Annotated in this window: 15 protein-coding genes; 14 read left to right on the top strand and 1 reads right to left on the bottom strand. The window is 66.0% G+C overall.

Going from position 1 to position 16,837, the window contains the following annotated elements; translation table 11 throughout:
- Positions 1 to 2 precede the first annotated feature (2 nt).
- From ACKTSM_RS11805 to ACKTSM_RS11740, 14 genes are all read left to right on the top strand, one after another.
- Positions 3 to 1,061, top strand: coding sequence for a Fe(3+) ABC transporter substrate-binding protein (locus ACKTSM_RS11805; RefSeq protein ID WP_407874846.1), 1,059 nt, complete (start codon positions 3 to 5; stop codon positions 1,059 to 1,061).
- A 202-nt stretch (positions 1,062 to 1,263) separates the two neighbouring features.
- A complete protein-coding gene (locus ACKTSM_RS11800; protein ID WP_407876364.1) occupies positions 1,264 to 2,067 on the top strand; it encodes a ferredoxin--NADP reductase in 804 nt (267 codons plus the stop codon).
- A 63-nt stretch (positions 2,068 to 2,130) separates the two neighbouring features.
- A complete protein-coding gene (locus ACKTSM_RS11795; protein ID WP_407874845.1) occupies positions 2,131 to 2,871 on the top strand; it encodes an SDR family NAD(P)-dependent oxidoreductase in 741 nt (246 codons plus the stop codon).
- Between the two features lie 101 nt (positions 2,872 to 2,972).
- A complete protein-coding gene (locus ACKTSM_RS11790) occupies positions 2,973 to 3,995 on the top strand; it encodes an aldo/keto reductase (protein WP_407874844.1) in 1,023 nt (340 codons plus the stop codon).
- A gap of 130 nt (positions 3,996 to 4,125) precedes the next feature.
- Entirely contained in the window at positions 4,126 to 4,737 is a 612-nt protein-coding gene (locus tag ACKTSM_RS11785; protein WP_407874843.1) for a lytic transglycosylase domain-containing protein, read from the top strand.
- 32 nt (positions 4,738 to 4,769) lie between these two features.
- Positions 4,770 to 5,087, top strand: a complete 318-nt coding sequence (locus ACKTSM_RS11780) for a TrbC/VirB2 family protein (RefSeq protein WP_407874842.1) — start codon at positions 4,770 to 4,772, stop codon at positions 5,085 to 5,087.
- On the top strand, positions 5,087 to 5,371 hold the full coding sequence (locus ACKTSM_RS11775) for a type IV secretion system protein VirB3 (protein WP_407874841.1): 285 nt from the start codon (positions 5,087 to 5,089) through the stop codon (positions 5,369 to 5,371). The genes ACKTSM_RS11780 and ACKTSM_RS11775 overlap by 1 nt, the downstream gene beginning before the upstream one ends.
- A gap of 34 nt (positions 5,372 to 5,405) precedes the next feature.
- The gene (locus ACKTSM_RS11770; RefSeq protein WP_407874840.1) at positions 5,406 to 7,883 is read left to right on the top strand and encodes a VirB4 family type IV secretion/conjugal transfer ATPase; all 2,478 of its coding nucleotides are present in this window, start codon (positions 5,406 to 5,408) and stop codon (positions 7,881 to 7,883) included.
- A complete protein-coding gene (locus ACKTSM_RS11765) occupies positions 7,880 to 9,109 on the top strand; it encodes a type IV secretion system protein (protein ID WP_407874839.1) in 1,230 nt (409 codons plus the stop codon). Before ACKTSM_RS11770 ends, ACKTSM_RS11765 begins: the two co-directional genes overlap by 4 nt.
- Positions 9,106 to 9,966: a TrbG/VirB9 family P-type conjugative transfer protein gene (locus tag ACKTSM_RS11760; protein WP_407874838.1), complete on the top strand. Its 861-nt coding sequence runs from the start codon at positions 9,106 to 9,108 to the stop codon at positions 9,964 to 9,966. Before ACKTSM_RS11765 ends, ACKTSM_RS11760 begins: the two co-directional genes overlap by 4 nt.
- Before the next feature lie 22 nt (positions 9,967 to 9,988).
- Positions 9,989 to 11,137 (top strand): TrbI/VirB10 family protein, encoded by a 1,149-nt coding sequence (locus ACKTSM_RS11755; protein WP_407874837.1) that lies wholly within the window; start codon positions 9,989 to 9,991, stop codon positions 11,135 to 11,137.
- 24 nt (positions 11,138 to 11,161) lie between these two features.
- Positions 11,162 to 12,199 (top strand): P-type DNA transfer ATPase VirB11, encoded by a 1,038-nt coding sequence (gene virB11, locus ACKTSM_RS11750; protein ID WP_407874836.1) that lies wholly within the window; start codon positions 11,162 to 11,164, stop codon positions 12,197 to 12,199.
- A gap of 37 nt (positions 12,200 to 12,236) precedes the next feature.
- Positions 12,237 to 14,435 (top strand): RNA degradosome polyphosphate kinase, encoded by a 2,199-nt coding sequence (locus ACKTSM_RS11745; protein WP_407874835.1) that lies wholly within the window; start codon positions 12,237 to 12,239, stop codon positions 14,433 to 14,435.
- Positions 14,432 to 15,967: a Ppx/GppA family phosphatase gene (locus tag ACKTSM_RS11740; protein ID WP_407874834.1), complete on the top strand. Its 1,536-nt coding sequence runs from the start codon at positions 14,432 to 14,434 to the stop codon at positions 15,965 to 15,967. Before ACKTSM_RS11745 ends, ACKTSM_RS11740 begins: the two co-directional genes overlap by 4 nt.
- On the opposite strand, the gene ACKTSM_RS11735 is transcribed toward ACKTSM_RS11740, so the two are convergent.
- Positions 15,945 to 16,817, bottom strand: coding sequence for a queuosine precursor transporter (locus tag ACKTSM_RS11735; protein ID WP_407874833.1), 873 nt, complete (start codon positions 16,815 to 16,817; stop codon positions 15,945 to 15,947). The two genes, ACKTSM_RS11740 and ACKTSM_RS11735, sit on opposite strands and share 23 nt — an antisense overlap.
- Between the last annotated feature and the right edge of the window lie 20 nt (positions 16,818 to 16,837).

Below are 16,837 nucleotides of genomic sequence, written 5' to 3'. Positions count from 1 at the left end.
CGATGACCCGCACGTTTTCCCGCTTCGCCACCGGTGTCCTGATCGCGCTGTCGCTGGCAGCCTGTTCGGGCGATGACAGCGCCACGGGCGAAGGTCCGCGCGCCGATGCGGGCGAGGTCAACATTTATTCCTCGCGCCATTACGACACCGATCTGGCGCTCTACGAGGATTTCACCGAGCAGACGGGCATCACGGTCAACCGCATCGAGGCTGATGCTGACGCCTTGATCGAACGGATCGCGAGCGAAGGCGACCTGACCAGCGCGGACCTGCTTGTGACGGTCGATGCCGGCCGCCTCTGGCGCGCCGAGGAGGCGGGCATTCTCGCGCCGGTCGAAAGCGATGTCCTCGCCGAGCGTTTGCCCGATCACCTGCGCCACCCGGAGGGGCTGTGGTTCGGCCTATCCACTCGTGCGCGCGTGATCATCTACAACGAAGACGCCGGCCGCCCCGAGGGGCTGGACACCTATGCCGATCTCGCCGGCCCGGCATGGCGCGGCGATATCTGCATCCGCTCCTCCTCGAACATCTACAACATCTCGCTGCTTTCGAGCATCATCGCCCATCGCGGCGCGGAAGCGGCCGAGGACTGGGCTCGCGGCGTAGTCGCCAATTTCGCGCGGCCCCCGCAGGGCAACGACACTGCCCAGATCGAAAGCGTCGCCTCGGGGGAATGCCGGATCGCGGTGGTCAACACCTATTACCTCGCCCGTTTCGCCGGAAGTGAGGACCCGCAGGAGCGCGCGATCTGGGACGCGATCGGGGTGATCTTTCCCGACCAGGACGGCGTGGGCACCCACATCAATGTCTCGGGCGCGGGGCTGGTGCGCAATGCGCCCAACCGCGAGAACGCAATCCGTTTCCTCGAATATCTCACTTCCGAAAGCGCGCAGCGTTACTTCGCCGATGGCAACAACGAATATCCGGCTGTCGAGGGCATGGACGGCAATTCCGCGGTCGCGCGGCTGGGCGCTTTCCGCGCCGACACACTCAACGCCTCGGCGATCGGCCGCAATCAGCGCGGCGCGGTGGAGATCTTCGATCGTGCCGGGTGGAACTGAGCAGGCGGCTGCGGGTTGAGCGGGGGACGGACGGCTGCCAGCGGCTGCCGCGTCCGACCAGCACCAAGCCGCGCTTTCACCGCGCAAGGCTAAACTCCCTTGATGCTTGCGCGCGAAACCGCCATCTGCGCCCAGCATTGCCAAGCAGAGGCCCGAATTGACCGATACCGCAACCGCCCCCAGCCCGGACGCCCCGCGTCCCATCCCCCCGCGCGAGGCATTTGCCGAAAGCGGCGCGATCTCGGTCGAGACGATCACCGAGGTCCACCAGTGGAACGAGGAATTGTTCAGCCTCAAGATGACTCGCCCGGCGAGCTTCCGCTTCCGTTCGGGCGAATTCATCATGATCGGCCTTCCCAAGGATGACGGCAAACCGCTGCTGCGCGCCTATTCGATGGCCTGCCCGTCCTATGCCGAAGAGCTCGAGTTTCTCTCGATCATCGTTCAGGATGGGCCGCTGACATCGCGGCTCCAGCACATCCAGCCGGGCGACCCGATCTATCTCGGCAAGAAGCCCACCGGAACGCTCGTCACCGATGCGCTGCTTCCCGGGAAGCGGCTTTTCATGCTTTCCACCGGGACCGGGCTCGCCCCGTTCATGAGCCTCGTGCGCGATCCCGAGGTTTACGCGATGTACGACGAGGTGATCGTCGTTCACTCGGTGCGCCGGGTCGCGGACCTTGCCTATCGCGAACTGCTCGAATCCAAACTCGAAGGCGATCCGCTGCTCGAGGACGAGGACCGTGCAAAGATGATCTACGTCCCCACGGTGACGCGCGAGGATTTCCACACCTCGGACCGGATCCAGGTTCTGATCGATGATGGCCGCCTGTTCGCAGACAGCAAGGGGCCCAGGCATTTCGACCCCGAGACCGACCGGGTGATGCTGTGCGGCAGCATGGGCATGATCAAGGACCACGCCGCCGACCTCGAAGCGCGCGGCTTTGTAGAAGGCGCCAACAACAAGCCCGGCCAGTTCGTGATCGAGCGCGCTTTCGTGGGCTGAAAGCTTTACATCGCTCACCCTGTCGGGTGAGATGCGCCTCGACGACTTTTAAGGGGCAAGGCGATGAACGATCCGCTCGATTTCACCGGCAAGACCGCTCTCGTGATCGGCGGGTCGAGCGGGATCGGCAACGGCATCGCGCAAGCGTTTCGCGCGCGTGGGACCAGTGTCACGATCACCGGTACCCGGCCCGATGCGGGCGATTACCTCGAAGCCGAGGACAGCGACATGACCGGGCTCGCCTATCGCGCGCTCGACGTGCGCGACCGCGCGGCGGTGGCCGCTCTGGCCGACGAACTGGGCATGATCGACGTGCTGGTCCAGAGCCAGGGGATCGTGCGTTATGGCCGCCAGGAATTCGAACGCGAGGGCTGGGACGCGGTCATCGACGTCAATCTCCACTCGGTGATGGACGTGGCCCGGGCCTTCGCACCCGGCCTCGAGGCGCGCAAGGGAGCGATGATCGTCATTTCCTCGGTCGCGGCGTTCAATGCGGCGCGCGGCAATCCCGCCTATGCCGCCTCCAAAGCGGGCGCGGCGAGCCTTGTCGCATCGCTGGGCGAGGCCTGGGCGAGCCGCGGCATAAGGGTCAATGGCATCGCGCCCGGTTTCGTCCCGACAAAGATGACCGCGGTCACCACCGACCATCCCGAACGCTTTCAGGGCGCGCTCGCGATGATCCCGCTGGGGCGGATGGGAACCCCGTCCGAAATGGCCGGGGCCGCGTTGTTCCTTGCCTCGCCGCTCGCCTCTTACGTGATCGGTCAGACCCTGGTGGTCGATGGCGGTCTGACGCTGTCCTGAACCTTGCCGGTTTTCCCGGTGCGGACATTATTTCTGTTCGGGGGGCTTGTGTGTTCCACCCCCGTCCCGCCACAAGATCGCCTGATGGCAAGGAGTATCGCATGAAGTTCATCCGTCTCGGCCCGACCGGGCTTTCGGTCTCGCGCCTGTGCCTCGGCTGCATGTCCTATGGTGACACCACCAAGGGCTGGCACGGCGACTGGCTGCTGGGCGAGGAGGAGAGCCGCGGCTTCTTTCGCCAGGCGCTCGAGGCGGGGATCAATTTCTTCGACACCGCCAACCAGTATTCGGGCGGCACCAGCGAGGAGATGACCGGCAAGCTGCTTGGCGAACTGGCGCGGCGCGACGAGATCGTGGTCGCGACCAAGGCGTATCTGCCCTGGCGGCGCGCGCCCAATACCGGCGGATTGTCGCGCAAGGCCTTGATGCAGGCGGTCGATGACAGTCTCGAACGGCTCTCGATGGATTACATCGATCTCTACCAGATCCACCGCTGGGACGATGAAACCCCGATCGAGGAGACGATGGAGGCGCTTCACGACATCGTGAAGTCGGGCAAGGTGCGCTATATCGGCGCGTCCTCGATGTATGCCTGGCAATTCGCCAAGGCGCAGGAGGCCGCGCGCGCCAATGGCTGGACGCCGTTTGTCTCGATGCAGAACCAGCTCAATCTCCTCTATCGCGAGGAGGAGCGCGAGATGCTGCCCTTGTGCGAGGACGAAGGCATCGGAGTGATCCCGTGGAGCCCGCTTGCCCGCGGACGGCTGGCGCGGCCGCTGGGCGAGGGCACGGTGCGCAGCGAGACCGACGGTTTTGGCAAGGTGCTCTATCCCGAGGACGAGGCCGACAATGCGGTGATCACCGCGCTCGAGACGCTGTCGAAGGAGCGCGGCACGCCGATGGCGACGCTCGCTCTTGCCTGGCATTATACCCATGACAGCGTCGTTGCCCCGATCGTCGGCGCGACCAAGCCATCGCATATCGACGATGCCGTCGCTGCCCTCGATATCACTCTTGGCGATGACGAGATCGAGGCGCTCGAGGCGCCTTATAGGCCCAAATGGCCGACCGGGATGGGCACGCCGATGACCGGTATGGACCAGGTCTCGGTTCGCGCGGAATAGGCGCGCCCGTCTTTGCGCCGTCGCTGGCGGGACGCAGGGTTCGGCCCGGCACTTTGGCACGCGGCGTCGCGCGGTTTGTCACGAGAGGCCAATGTGCTGTAGACAATAGGTTCTTGGCAGGAGGGCCATCATGATTCTCGCGCGGGCGAGCTTTTTCGCACTGGCGGCGGCGCTGGCCGCAAACGCTGTCACAGCGAGAGCCGACGTGATGGAACTCGACGACAAGGGCGCGCGCTGGGTCACGGGCGGCAGCGGCGAACTGGCGGCAGACGGGACGCGCCTCGATGCCGGAGACATCGCCGGGCTTACGGTGCCCGACCACCTTATCGCCGACCCTGCCGCCTCTGCTGCGGCGATACCGCCACGTTACGCCGGCAAGATTGTAGAACTCGCCGCACGCTTCGATCTGAGCGCGAGCCTGCTCGAAGCGGTGGTGTGGCAGGAAAGCCGCTGGCGCGAAGATGCTGTCAGCCATGCCGGTGCGCGCGGGCTTGCGCAGCTGATGCCGGGAACCGCGCGCGAACTCGGGGTCGATCCGGCCGACCCCATGCAGAACCTCGAGGGCGGGGCGCGCTATCTGCGCCAGCAGCTCGACCGTTTCGATGGCGATCTCGAAAAGGCGCTGGCCGCCTACAATGCAGGCCCTGCGCGGGTGATCGCGGCAGGCGGCATTCCGCGCATCCGAGAGACGCAGGATTATGTCGCGGCGATCCTGGGACGGCTCGCCAGCCATTCGCGATGACACGAATATGCAAAGGACTATCAAGTAACACGATGATTTCGCCTCTTTTCCGAAATGCCGCCCGCCTCGCCGCGACTCTCGCTCCGCTTGCGCTGGCGAGCGCGGCCCACGCGGGCAATGTCGCCGGCAATGCCGCACAATCCGGCGATCCGATCACCAGCGCGCTCGTGTGGATGCAATCGATCCTGCTCGGTCCGATCGCCACCGCTCTGGCGGTGATGGCGATTGCCGGGGTCGGGTTCATGATGCTCACCGGGAGGATGAACTGGCGCTATGGCGCGACCGTGATCATCGGCGTGTTCATCATCTTTGGAGCGCCGCGCCTGGTCGCGACGATCCAGGCGATCTGATGAGCGATCTCGTCCGCCACCGCGTGCACCGCACCTTGACCCGGCCGCAGATGTTCGCGGGCGTGACGATGAATTTCTTCATCATCAATATGATGGTGACGACGATCGCCTTCCTCGTGCTCAACAGTTTCTGGATCGTGCCGATCCCGTTCATCATGCACGCCATCGGCTATTTCGCTTCTCTGCGCGAACCGCGCATTTTCGACCTGTGGATCACCCGCGTCTCGAAATGCCCGCGCGTGCCCAATTTCAAGCGCTGGGGCTGCAACAGCTACGCGCCCTGACACTGACGAGCAGACCTCAGGGGAGGGGTCGGACATGGCTAGATGGATCGGACCTGCCGGATGGAGCGCGAAGGAAGCGCGTGTCGGTGACCGGCTGCCATATGATCGCCTGATCGACGAGAGCACCGTTCTATTGCGCGACGGTTCGGTGATGAGCGCGATCCAGGTGCCGGGCCTGTTGTTCGAGACAGCCGATACCCAGACGCTCAACGCCCATGCCACGACGCGCGAGGTGATGCTGCGCTCGGTGCTCGATGCGCGTTTCATCCTTTATCACCACGTCATCCGCCGCCGGGTCGAGGTCGCGCTCGAAAGCGAGTTTCCCGATCCCATGTCGCGCCATATCGATGCGCGCTGGAAAGAGCGGCTGGCGAACGGGTCGCTGTTCATCAACGACCAGTTCGTCACGCTCGTGCGTCGCCCCGCGCGCGGCAAAACCGGGCTCCCCGAACGCGCTGCGCGGTTCTTCTCGCGCAGGGGGCGGCAGGAAATCGAGCCCGATGCGCGCGATATTCGCAGCCTCAAGAGCGCGATCACCGGGCTTGTCGCGGCCTTGTCGCCCTACGGCGCGCAGGTGCTCGGAGATTACAGCGCACCCGGATCGCAGACCACGCATTCGGAAATGCTCGAGCTGCTTTCTGCGCTCTACAATGGCGAGATGCGGCCCGTTCGCCGGCCTGCGCCGGGCACCGATATCGGCACCATGCTGCCCTACCGCCGCGCCAGCTTCGGGCTCGACGCGATGGAATTACGCGGTTCGGGCCAGCCCGAATTCGCTGCCATTCTCGGTCTCAAGGACTATCCCGAGGCGACCTCGCCGGGACTGCTCGACCCGCTTTTGCGGCTGCCTTTCGAGATGATCGTCACCGAAAGCTATGCGCCCGCCGAACGCACCACCGCGCGCGAGCGGATCGACCTCGCGCTGCGCCGTTCGCGCTCGGTCGACGAGGAAGCTGCCGCCGAACGCGCTGACATGATGGCCGCCCGCGATGCGCTGGGCGAGGGATCGGTCGGTTTTGGCGATCACCATCTTAGCGTGCTGGTTCGCGAGAGCGCGCTCGACCTGCTCGACGAGGCCTGCGCCGCCTGTGCCAGCGCGCTTGCCGATAGCGGTGCGATCGCGGTGCGCGAGGACACCAATCTCGAGCCGTCCTTCTGGGCACAGTTTCCCGGCAACGAGGAATATGTCGTGCGCCGCGGACTGATTTCGAGCGCGAATATGGCGAGCTTCGGGAGCTTCCACGGCTTTGCGCTGGGCCAGGCCAGCGGCAATCACTGGGGCGATGCGGTGACCGTGCTCGAGACCACCAGCGCGACCCCGTTCTTCTTCAATTTCCACGCGACCGGATCGGGCGGGGGTGACCTCGGCAATTTTTCGGTCATCGGGCCGAGCGGCTCGGGCAAGACGGTGGTGATGAACTTTCTCGCGGCCCAGGCCCAGAAATTCGCGCCGCGCACGATTCTGTTCGACAAGGACCGCGGGGCCGAGCTGTTCATCCGTGCGATCGGCGGGCGATACGACCGCATCCATGCCGGCGAGCCGACCGGCTTCAACCCGCTCGCTATGCCCGACAGCCCTTCTAACCGGGCATTCCTGCGCGACTGGCTGGGCGTGCTGCTGAAAGCCGACGGACCCGAGGAAGAGGCGATGATCGCCGCCGCGGTGGATGCAAGCTATGCCAACGACCCATCCCTGCGGCGCCTGCGCCATTTCAGGGAATTGCTCGAAGGCGCGCGACGCCCGCGTCCCGGCGACCTCGCCGACCGGCTTGGCGCATGGATCGGCGATCCACGCGGCGATGGGAGCGGCGAGGGCGGCGAACATGGCTGGCTGTTCGACAATGCGCGCGACGGGCTCGACCTTTCAAACCGCGTCCTCGGCTTCGACATGACCGAGCTGCTCGACAATCCGCGGCTGCGCACCCCGGTGATGATGTACCTGTTTCACCGGATCGAGGAACGGCTCGATGGCGAGGCGACCATGATTCTGATCGACGAGGGGTGGAAGGCGCTCGATGACGCGGTCTTTGCCGCGCGTATCCGCGACTGGCTCAAGACCTTGCGCAAGCGCAATGCGCTGGTCGGTTTCGCGACCCAGTCGGCGCGCGATGCCCTCGACAGCCAGATTTCCGCGGCACTCGTTGAACAGACCGCGACGATGATCTTCATGCCCAATGCCCGGGCACGGGCCGAGGATTACTGCGACGGGTTTGGCCTCACCCGGCACGAACTGGCACTGATCCGCAGCCTGCCGGCGCACAGCCGCTGTTTCCTCGTGCGCCAGCCCGATGCGAGCGTGGTCGTCCGGCTCGATCTTTCGGGCGCAAGCGAGGTGCTCACCATCCTTTCGGGCCGCGAGAGCGCGGTGCGCCGGGTTGACCTGCTGCGCGAGGCGCTCGGCGATGACCCGGCGGCCTGGTATCCCGCGCTCACAAACAAGGCCTGGCCCGAAGGCAATGCGGACCCCGCGCATGGCAGCGGGGACGATCCGGCATGGCAGGCGGCACGATGACGACGAGCTGCGACCTCGTCGCCCAGGACATGGGCACAGGCGTTGCCGCGGCGCTGACTGCGGTCGATTGCATCGCCGGCCAGGTCAGCGAACAGGCATTCGAGCGCCTGTTCGGCGCCGAGGGCGAACTGGGCACGGTGCTGACCGTTCTGCTGACCTTCTACGTGGTCTTTTTCGGGATCGGCCTGATGTTGGGCCGTTCGAACCTGTCGGTGCGCGCGCTGATCCCGAAAATGATGACGATCGGCCTCGTTCTGACCTTTGCCACCAGCTTCGCCGCGTTCCAGACGGTGTTCTACAATCTCGTGATCAGCGGCCCCAATGCCATCGCGGGCATCCTTACCGACAGCCCCGGCGCGGCTACCGCGACCTTTGCGAGCAAGCTCGACGTGGTGTTCGTCGCGGTGCAGGAAGCGGGCGGACAGGGAGGTGCGCAAGGCGGGGCCCCGGGCGCGGCGCAAGACAATATCAGCGCCTTCACCCCAGCAGGCATGATGTGGATCGGGGCGATGCTGCTGCTCCTGGGCACTGTCGGACTGCTTGTGACCGCGCGGATCGGGTTGGCGCTGCTTCTGGCGGTGGGACCGGTCTTCGTGGTCCTCGCGCTGTTCAACGGCACTCGCGGCCTGTTTGCCGGCTGGCTCAAAGGGCTGGTCATGCTCGCGCTCGCGCCACTTTTCGCGGTGGTCGGCGGATCGATCATGCTCGAGCTGGCGGTACCGATCCTGGCCGCGTTGGTGGCCGTGCCGGGGCAGATCGACCAGCAGGCGGCGATGGCGTTCTTCCTGGTCGGGGCGGTCCATGTGGCGCTGATGTTCATGGTGCTCAAGGTCGCGGCGAGCATGGTCGCAGGCTGGGAGGTCTTCGGGCTGGCATCGCCGGACAAGGCCGATGACAGCTCACCGGCCCCCGCCGTGCACGACAAGGCCCGCGAGCAAGCTGCCAGGGACGCGGGCGCAGCCGGGCTCGCCACCGTGCTGGCAGCGCACGGCGCCGCACGCTCCGGCGGGCAGGCGACCGCGCGCAGTCCCGCCCAGCCTGGCGCTGCCAATGATCCGGGCGAAGGCACTGCGCACGGCCAGCGCGCGGTCCGGGTCTATGCCACGCGGCCCTCCGGCGTTTTGCCGCAACCCCAATCCCCTGCCGCTTCGCGCACTCAGGGGATCGGCAACCGTTTCCGCGCCCCCGCCGCGCGCCAGTCAATCCCGAGGGAGACACGATCATGATCCGCGTCAAGCGTTTGCGCCCCCTGCCGAGCGCGCTTGCGACCGCCCCGATAGCTCTGGCCATTGCGGCAGCATCGCCGCTGGCCGCGCAGGAAGCCATTCCGGCTGCGAGCAACGAGCCTGCAAGCGCCGATCCACGCCTTCGCACCGAGATATTCGATCCCGACCGCGTCTTCGTCATCCAGGGCAAGGTCCGCGTCCAGACCACCATCAGCTTTTCCGCCGACGAGGCGATCGAGAACGTCGCAATCGGCGACAGCAATGCCTGGCAGGTCCAGCCCAACCAGGCGCGCTCGATCCTGTTCGTCAAGCCGCTCGATCCCAGCGCGCGCACCAATATGACGGTGGTGACCAATCGCCGCACCTACCTGTTCGACCTTGTCGCCAGTCCGCGCAACCAGCCGCTCTACGTGCTGCGCTTCCGCTATCCCGCGCTCGAGGCCGCGGCGGCCCGGGCCGAGCGTGATGCAGCCGAGGCGGCCGAGCGCGACAGGGCCGAAGCGCTCGCGCGCGCGGCTGCTGGCGATGGCGAGGCGGTGAACGATCCGGCGCTGCTCAATTTCGCCTGGGACGGGTCGGGCGAAGCCGACCTCCTGCCCGCGCGCGCCTATGATGACGGGGCATCGCTGTTCCTGACCTGGGCCGAGGATGCACCGGTGCCCGCGATCCTCGTCACCAATGAAAAGGGCGAGGAAGGCCCGGTCAACTTCACCGTGCGCGGCGACACGATCGTGCTCGATGATGTCCCGCCGCAGGTGATCCTGCGCTCGGGCCGAGAAAGCGCGACGCTGACGAACCGGGGGCCGCAACGCACCCGCAGCGCGGCGCTCGCCGACCAGGAGAGGCCTGGATCATGACTCGTTCGATGAAGGGAGCTGAATGATGCGACTCGCGATGCGACTTCCGTCCGGGAATGCCAGTGAAGCCAGAGCGCATGATCCGCGCGAAAGCGAGCCGGCCGAGATCATTGAACTGGCCAGCCGCAGTTCGATCTCGGCGGTGGCCGAGCGCCGGACACGGTTCGAGGGGCTCGGCCTCGCCGCGGGAGTGGCGCTGGTGTGCCTGCTCGGGGCGACGACCTATTGGGCGATGACCATGCCCGAATTGCCCGCCGAACAATCCGTCGGCAGCGCCCAGCCGCCGGGCGAACAGGCGAGCACGGAAATCGTCGATGCGCCGCCGCCCGCGCCCCAGGCGGCCATCGCGCCAACGCCGCTCGCCGACCCGGCACCGGCCCCGGTCTATGCCAATCCGCCCGCTGTTCTCTCGGCCAATCCCTATGCCAGCCCGACCATGATCTACGATGCCAGCCGTGGCCTTCGCTCCGCGCCGGGAGCGGCAACGGCGCCCGGTGCGCTCGCGGGAACCGGCGCGGCGAGCATCGCCGGCGTGAATGGCACGGGCCAGGGTGGTATCGGCGGATCTGCCGCGGACTTCGCGAGCCGCGTCGGCGGAATCGGCGGTGCGCCCGCGCAGGCGCGCGCCATGGTCAATCCCGCGACCACGGTGACCGAGGGCACTATGATCCCGGCGATCCTCGAGACCGCCATCGATACCGACGTGCCCGGCTACGTGCGCGCCATGGTGAGCCAGGACGTGCGCAGTTTCGACGGGACCACCGTCCTGATCCCGCGCTCCTCGCGGCTGATCGGTCAGTACCAGTCGGGCGTCCAGCAAGGGCAGAAACGCGCACATGTGATCTGGACGCGGCTGATCCGGCCCGATGGGGCATCGGTCAATATCGCCTCGCCCGCAGTCGGTTTCGACGGCACCACCGGGCTCGCCGGCGAGGTCGACAACCATTTCTTCCGTCGCTTCGGATCGGCCATGATGCTCTCGGTGATCGGCGGACTGGGAGCGGTGGCAAGCGGAGGCACTTCGGTAGTGCTCGGCGGGGCAGGCCAGAGCGCGGCGAGCGTCGCGGCGCAGCAGGACAGCCAGATCGGGCCGACCATTCGCGTGCGCATGGGCGAACCCATTCGGGTGTTCACCGCGCGCGATCTGGATTTCAGCAAGGTCGCCGAATAGGCGGGCAAGGGACCGGTTGAAACGATGAGCGCCGACATCCACCCCCTGCCACCCGGACCCGACAACGAGGGGTGCGCGCCTGCGCCGGTCGATGGCGAGCGCAGTGTCTATCTCGACGCATATCTCGCCCCGTTCCGTCGCTGGCTCGATTGCGACAGCGTGACCGAGATCATGGTCAATCGCCCGGGCGAGGTCTGGATCGAGGATGCGCGCGAGCCCGGCATGCAGCGGCTCGAGGTTCCCGAGATCGACGACCGGCTGATCAAGCGGCTGGCCGAGCAGGTCGCGCGGGTCAGCCATCAGGGGATCAATCGCGAGCACCCGCTGCTGGGCGCGACGCTTGCCGGGATCGGCGGCGCTGCGGGCGCGCGGATCCAGTTCTGCGGGCCGCCTGCCAGTCGTGAACACTGGGTGATGGCGATACGCCGCCACCGACGTCTTGACCTTCCGCTCGATGCCTACGACACCGGCCCGATCGAAGACCCGATGCCGAGCGCAATGCCTGATGCCCGGGTCCAACCGATCGATTATCTGCGCGCCGCGATAGCAGACCGGCGGACCATCCTGGTCTGCGGCGGCACCAGCACCGGCAAGACGACCTTCCTCAACGCGATGCTCGGCGAGATATCGCCATCCGAACGCGTGGTCCTGGTCGAAGATACGCCCGAATTGCGCTTTCCCGGAGAGAACGCGGTCGGCCTCGTCGCGGTCAAGGGCGAGCTGGGCGAGGCCATGGTGACCGCGAACGAATTGCTCCAGGCGGCGCTGCGGCTGCGCCCCGACCGCATCGTCCTTGGCGAATTGCGAGGGAGCGAAAGCGTTGCCTTCCTGCGCGCGATCAATACCGGCCATCCCGGCAGCTTCTCGACGATACACGCCAATTCGCTGCGCGGTGCGCTCGAACAGCTTGCGCTGATGGTGATGCAGACCGGCATCGGCCTCTCGCGCGCAGACACTATCGCCTATGCCGCCAGCGTCATCGACGTGGTGGTCCAGCTCGGCCGCGATAGCGAGGGCAAGCGCGCGATCACCGCCATCGCTGACAGCCGGGACCTGGTCTAGACGACCCCGCATGGGAAAGAGCCTGCCCCATTCCGTGATGCCCGAGCCTTCCGCCGGTTCGGCATCCACGCCTCCGATTGCAGGCCCGGCGGCGAACGCTCCGGGCGAACGGCTCTATTTTAACCGGGAATTGTCCTGGCTCGCCTTTAACGAGCGGGTGCTCGCCGAAGCGCGCAACGCGAGCTATCCGCTGCTCGAAAGACTGCGCTTCCTGTCGATTTCGGGGAGCAATCTCGACGAGTTCATGATGATCCGCGTGGCCGGTCTCGTCGGGCAAGTGCAGCGCGGGATCGAAAAACCCGCGATTGACGGTCGCAACCCGGCTCAGCAGCTGGTGGCGATCCGCGAAAAGATCGCCAAGCTATCCTCGCGGCAACAGGAGGTGTGGCGCGAACTGCGAGAGGCGCTCGCTGCGGCTGGCATCCACATTGCCGATGAAAAACGGGTCAGGCCCGCCGCGCACAAATGGCTCAAGGCTTTCTTCCGCGAAGAGATCCTGCCGGTTGTCACTCCGCAGGCGCTCGACCCGGCTCACCCGTTCCCCTTCGTCCAGAACGAGGGGCTAGGCCTCCTGTTCAGCCTGACCCGCAAGTCCGACGGCAAGGAGCTGATGGAGATGGTGCTCATCCCCGCCGCGCTTCCGCGCTTCGTTCGCGTGCCCGACACCCATTGCGAGGCGGGCGAGGCGGTCTTCATCTCGATCGCCAGCCTGATCCAGCGTTATGCCAAGAAGCTGTTTCCCGGCTTTGCCATCAATGGTGACGGGATGTTCCGGGTGCTGCGCGACAGCGATATCGAGATCGAGGAAGAGGCCGAGGACCTGGTGCGCACCTTCCGCAGCGCGATCCAACGCCGCCGTCGCGGCCAGGTGATCCAGCTCGAGATCGAGGACGATTTCGATCCCCGGGCCGAGGAAATGCTGCTCGAACAGCTCGGCGTCCAGGAAGCCGCGGTGATCAAGACTGACGGAATCATCGGGATCGAGCGGCTCGGCGAGATCGCGGCTGCCGACCGTCCCGACCTCAAGTTCGAACCCTATTCGCCGCGCTATCCCGAGCGCATTCGCGAGCATGACGGCGACGCCTTTTCCGCGATCCGCGAAAAGGACATCGTCATCCACCACCCCTATGAAAGTTTCGAGGTGGTGGTCGATTTCATCCGCCAGGCCGCCGCCGACCCGGACGTGGTGGCGATCAAGCAGACCCTTTATCGGGCCGGCTCGCAAAGCGCGGTCATCAATGCGCTGATCGAGGCGGCCGAAGCGGGAAAATCGGTCACCGCCGTGGTCGAGTTGAAGGCCCGCTTCGATGAGGAGCAAAACCTCAAATGGGCCTCAAAGCTCGAACGCGCGGGTGTGCAGGTGATCTATGGCTTCACCGACTGGAAAACCCATGCCAAGGCGGCGATGGTGGTTCGCCGCGAGGAAGACGGCTTTCGCACCTACTGCCATTTCGGCACCGGCAATTACCACCCGGCGACCGCGCGCATCTACACCGACCTGTCGTTCTTCACTGCCAATCCCAAGCTCGGGCGCGACGCGGCGCAGATGATGAATTTCGTTACCGGCTATGTCGAACCCGGCGAACTGGAACTAATCGCGGTCGCGCCGCTCAACCTGCGCGAGACCCTCTACGAGCGGATCGACACCGAGATCGCCAATGCGTGCGAGGGCAAGCCCGCGGCGATCTGGATGAAGTGCAACCAGATCACCGATCCCGGCATGATCGACCGTCTCTACCAGGCAAGCCGGGCAGGGGTCGCGATCGAACTGGTGGTGCGCGGCATTTGCTGCCTGCGCCCGGGAGTTGCGGGCATGAGCGACAATATTCGCGTGCGTTCGATCGTCGGGCGTTTCCTCGAACACAGCCGGATCTATGCCTTTGCCAATGGCGAAAAGATGCCCGGAGTGCGCGCCAAGCTTTTCATCTCGTCAGCCGACCTGATGGAGCGCAATCTCGACCGGCGGGTCGAAGCGCTGATCCCGATCCGCAACCGCACGGTTCACGACCAGATTCTCCAGCAGGTGCTGCTCGCAAACATGCTCGATACCGAGCAGAGCTGGTGGCTCCATCCCGATGGCAGCTATTCGCTGGTCGCAGCCGATCTCGACAAAAGCGCCAAGCGTTTCAATTGCCACCATTATTTCATGACTAACCCTTCGCTATCGGGGCGGGGCGGCGCGCTCGAGGCCGGGGCCGTGCCGCGCCTGTCGCTCGCCAGGGAGCGGCAGCGATGAACCTCAAGCGCAAGATGATCGAGCGAGACGGAGTGTTCGCTGGCAGCATGCCGGGCCGGGCGATCATCGATATCGGGTCGAACACGGTGCGGCTGGTGATCTATGGCGGATCGATGCGCGCTCCGAGCGTGCTGCTCAACGAAAAGGTCACCGCGCGGCTTGGCCGCGACATCGCCGACAAGGGGGTGCTCGCCGACGAAGCGATCGCCATCGCAATGCGCGGGCTTGAACGCTTCGCCCTGCTTCTGACCGATCTCGAAATCGACGATGTCGAAGTCGTCGCGACCGCCGCGGTGCGCGATGCGAGCAACGGGACGCAATTCGTCGCGGGCCTGCGCGATTGCGGGTTCGAGGCGCGGGTCCTTTCGGGCGAGGAAGAGGCTTGCCTGAGCGCGAGCGGGGTCGCCGGTGCCTTTCCCGGTGCACAAGGGCTCGTCGCCGATCTCGGTGGGGGCAGCCTCGAACTGGTCGATCTCGACGATGGCGTGCCGGGCGAGGCGGTCTCGCTGCCGCTTGGCACCTTGCGCCTGCCCGAATACCGGCAAGCCAGTCGCGGCGCGATGCGCAAGCGGCTCGAAAATGCACTCGCCGAGGGAGCGCCGGCGATCGACACCGGGAAGACGCTTTATCTTGTCGGTGGCACGCTGCGCGCCATGGCGGTCTATGCGATGCAGGAAATGGATCACCCGCTCAGCGATCCGCACGGATTTGCCATCGCGCCCGACGCCGCGAAAGCGATGCTCGGCAAGGCGCTCGGCACCGAGACGGTGGAGAGCCTTCAGGCGCGCGACCGGATTTCGTCGATGCGCGCGCAGAAACTTCCCGATGCCTCGGTCCTGGCAGAGGCCATGCTGGCCCGTTTCGCGCCGCGCCGGATCGTCTTCTCGTCCTGGGGCCTGCGCGAAGGGCTGCTTTACGACCGGCTGCCCGATCACGAAAAGGCGCAGGACCCACTGCTTGCCGGGATCTCGGTCTTCGCCACCCAGCGCGGCGCGCCGCCCCCGCTCGCCGCGCGCATAGCCGGATGGACGGTCAATGCCGTGCCGCCGCGCAGGCATGGTAGCGAGCGCCTGAGGCTGGCTGCAACCATGCTCGCGCTCGCCTCGATGCAGATCGAGCCCAATATCCGCATGCCGCAGGCCTTAGACTGGGCGCTGCACAAGCGCTGGATCGCGGTGTCGGAGGCAGAGCGGGCCATGCTCGCCGCCGCCATTGCCGCCAATGGCAATGTCCTCGACCTGCCGCGAGCGGTGACGGCATTGGCGAGCCGCGAGGCGCTCGAAGAGGCAGTTTGCTGGGGGCTGGCGGTGCGGCTGGCGCGGCGGCTGGGGGCGCGATCGCGCAAATCGCTTCAGGTCAGCGGTCTCGCCATCGAGGAGGACAAGCTGGTGCTGCGGCTCGCCGAGAGCCACGGAGCGCTGTTCGGCCTGTCATCGGAAAAGGACATGGCCGCGCTCGCCGGCAGGCTTGGCCTGAGGTGGACTTGCGAGATCGTAGCCGGTGACGATCTCAGCGGCGCTCGGGCGCAGTGACCGGGCGCTCGCTGGCAAAGGGCGAAAAATTGGTGTCCGTATCGAACAGGTCGATGCCCTCCGCCTTTTTCAACCTAGCCACGACCGCATAGGTCACCGGGGTCAGCGCGGCTTCCCAGGCGACCTTGAGCAGCCAGTTGGTGACCATCACCGTCACCACCGCCTCTGTCGACCAGATGCCGAGAAAGGCAATCGGATAGAAGATGAGGCTGTCGACGCCCTGGCCGAGCACGGTCGAGCCGATCGTGCGTGACCACAGCGCCTTGCCGCGGGTCCACACCTTCATCCGCGCCATGACATAGGAATTGACGAACTCGCCCGCCCAGAACGCGGTGACCGATGCGATGACGATCCGCCAGGTGCTTCCGAACACGCTTTCATAGGTCTGCTGGCACACCGTGCCTGGCGCGCTGTCGGGAACAGCGCGCAGCGCAAGGCTTTCGCTGCCTGCGCACTGCCAGCCCTCGAAGGCCGGAAGCGAGACCACGACATAGCTCATGAAGGCAAGGAACAGCATCGCGGCAAAGCCGGTCCAGATCACCCGCCGTGCACGGGCAAAGCCGTAAACCTCGGTCAGAATGTCGCCGATCACATAGCCGAGCGGGAAGAACAGGATGCCCGCGCCGTAGATGAACACGCCCTCGGGCGCGGGCCACCATCCATCGGGCCAGAAGCCGACTTCGACAAAGGTGAGCTTGGCCGCACCGATCAGGTTCGACAGCAGCAGGATCGCAACGAAGGCTGCCATGACGAGATCGTAATGGCGAAAACTGGGCGGCGGCCGGCTGGTCGCGCGCACGCCGATCTCCCCAAGGTCGCCCGATGGCGCAGCCGATCCGGTTTTATCCATCGCGGCGAGACCTAGCCGTG

Source organism: Qipengyuania nanhaisediminis, from assembly GCF_045862805.1.
In the GTDB taxonomy this organism is placed as follows: domain Bacteria; phylum Pseudomonadota; class Alphaproteobacteria; order Sphingomonadales; family Sphingomonadaceae; genus Erythrobacter; species Erythrobacter nanhaisediminis_A.
The sequence above is the reverse complement of the archived record's forward strand: the minus strand, read 5'-3'. Positions and strand labels throughout refer to the sequence as shown.

Excerpts from the sequence above, each read along its gene's own strand:
- ACKTSM_RS11775 (WP_407874841.1), top strand. The coding sequence starts at position 5,087 with ATGAGCGATCTCGTCCGCCACCGCGTGCACCGCACCTTGACCCGGCCG.
- ACKTSM_RS11765 (WP_407874839.1), top strand. The coding sequence starts at position 7,880 with ATGACGACGAGCTGCGACCTCGTCGCCCAGGACATGGGCACAGGCGTT.
- ACKTSM_RS11740 (WP_407874834.1), top strand. The coding sequence starts at position 14,432 with ATGAACCTCAAGCGCAAGATGATCGAGCGAGACGGAGTGTTCGCTGGC.
- ACKTSM_RS11745 (WP_407874835.1), top strand. The coding sequence starts at position 12,237 with ATGCCCGAGCCTTCCGCCGGTTCGGCATCCACGCCTCCGATTGCAGGC.
- ACKTSM_RS11790 (WP_407874844.1), top strand. The coding sequence starts at position 2,973 with ATGAAGTTCATCCGTCTCGGCCCGACCGGGCTTTCGGTCTCGCGCCTG.
- ACKTSM_RS11780 (WP_407874842.1), top strand. The coding sequence starts at position 4,770 with ATGATTTCGCCTCTTTTCCGAAATGCCGCCCGCCTCGCCGCGACTCTC.
- ACKTSM_RS11755 (WP_407874837.1), top strand. The coding sequence starts at position 9,989 with ATGATGCGACTCGCGATGCGACTTCCGTCCGGGAATGCCAGTGAAGCC.
- ACKTSM_RS11805 (WP_407874846.1), top strand. The coding sequence starts at position 3 with ATGACCCGCACGTTTTCCCGCTTCGCCACCGGTGTCCTGATCGCGCTG.
- ACKTSM_RS11735 (WP_407874833.1), bottom strand. The coding sequence starts at position 16,817 with ATGGATAAAACCGGATCGGCTGCGCCATCGGGCGACCTTGGGGAGATC.
- virB11 (WP_407874836.1), top strand. The coding sequence starts at position 11,162 with ATGAGCGCCGACATCCACCCCCTGCCACCCGGACCCGACAACGAGGGG.
- ACKTSM_RS11785 (WP_407874843.1), top strand. The coding sequence starts at position 4,126 with ATGATTCTCGCGCGGGCGAGCTTTTTCGCACTGGCGGCGGCGCTGGCC.
- ACKTSM_RS11795 (WP_407874845.1), top strand. The coding sequence starts at position 2,131 with ATGAACGATCCGCTCGATTTCACCGGCAAGACCGCTCTCGTGATCGGC.
- ACKTSM_RS11760 (WP_407874838.1), top strand. The coding sequence starts at position 9,106 with ATGATCCGCGTCAAGCGTTTGCGCCCCCTGCCGAGCGCGCTTGCGACC.
- ACKTSM_RS11770 (WP_407874840.1), top strand. The coding sequence starts at position 5,406 with ATGGCTAGATGGATCGGACCTGCCGGATGGAGCGCGAAGGAAGCGCGT.